A 1,170-nucleotide genomic window follows, 5' to 3' on the forward strand; every position below is an offset into this window, starting at 1 on the left:
AGGAGCTCGTCCGGCGCAGCGCCGCCGAGGCCCGCGAGTTCGGCGATCCCGCCACGCTGCTCGCCTGCGGCGCGGGCACCGACCACGCCCCCGGCGCCGCCGACCTGGACGCCGTCACCGCCGCGTACGCCGAGCAGGTCGAGACCGTCCAGGCGGCGGGCGCCGGTGTGGTCATCATGGCGTCGCGGCAGCTAGCCCGGGTGGCGCGCGGCCCGAAGGACTACCACCGGGTGTACGGCGAGCTGCTCGGCCTCGCCGACCGGCCGGTGATCCTGCACTGGCTGGGCGAGATGTTCGACCCGCGACTCGCCGGCTACTGGGGCGCGGCGGACGTGCCGGCCGCGACCGAGTCGTTCCTGGAGCTGGTCCACGCCCACGCCCCGGCGGTGGACGGGGTGAAGGTGTCGCTGCTGGACGAGGAGCACGAGATCGGGCTGCGCGCCGCGCTCCCGGACGGGGTCAGGCTCTACACCGGCGACGACTTCAACTACCCGTCGCTGATCAGGACGGGCTCCCACGCGCTGCTCGGCGTGTTCGACGCGATCGCCCCCGCGGCTGCGGCCGCCCTGGGGGTGCTGGACGCCGCCGAGGCCGCCTGTCACGAGGCGGGCCGTGACCGGCTGCTCGGCCACTACGACGAGATCCTCGCGCCCACCGTCCCGCTGTCACGCAAGATCTTCGAGGCGCCGACCTACAACTACAAGACCGGCATCGTCTTCCTGGCCTGGCTCAACGGCCACCAGGACGCGTTCGCCATGCTGAACGGCGCCCAGTCGGCCCGCTCGCTGCTCCACCTGGCCGAGGTGTTCCGCCTGGCCGACCGGGCGGGCCTGCTCGCCGACCAGGAGCTGGCCGTGTACCGCATGAAGGCGCTGCTGGAGGTGCACGGGCTGTGAGCCTCTCGCTGAACCAGTGGACGACCAGGCGCTGGTCGGTGGCCGAGGCCGTGGACGGGTGCGTACGGCACGGGCTGGAGGCCATCGGCCTGTGGCGGCAGGAGGTGGCGGCGCAGGGGCTGGCCGAGACGGCCGACCTGGTGCGCGGTGCCGGGCTGCGGGTGTCGTCGCTGTGCCGGGGCGGCTTCCTCACAGGGGGCGGGCTGCCCGGCGAGGGCGGCGGGCGGGCGTTCGCCGAGGCGCTCGACGACAACCGGCGCGCCGTGGACGAGGC

1 protein-coding gene and 1 pseudogene are annotated in these 1,170 nt (G+C 74.6%); both read left to right on the forward strand.

The window, feature by feature from the left end:
- A partial coding sequence (locus DQW85_RS22640) for a DUF993 family protein (protein WP_113702168.1) occupies positions 1-896 on the forward strand: 896 nt, incomplete at its 5' end.
- Positions 893-1,170: pseudogene (locus tag DQW85_RS22645) on the forward strand (sugar phosphate isomerase/epimerase); the annotation flags it as partial. The gene DQW85_RS22640 and the pseudogene DQW85_RS22645, both read left to right, overlap by 4 nt.

It is taken from the genome of Nonomuraea lactucae (assembly GCF_003313395.1).
Lineage (GTDB): Bacteria > Actinomycetota > Actinomycetes > Streptosporangiales > Streptosporangiaceae > Nonomuraea > Nonomuraea lactucae.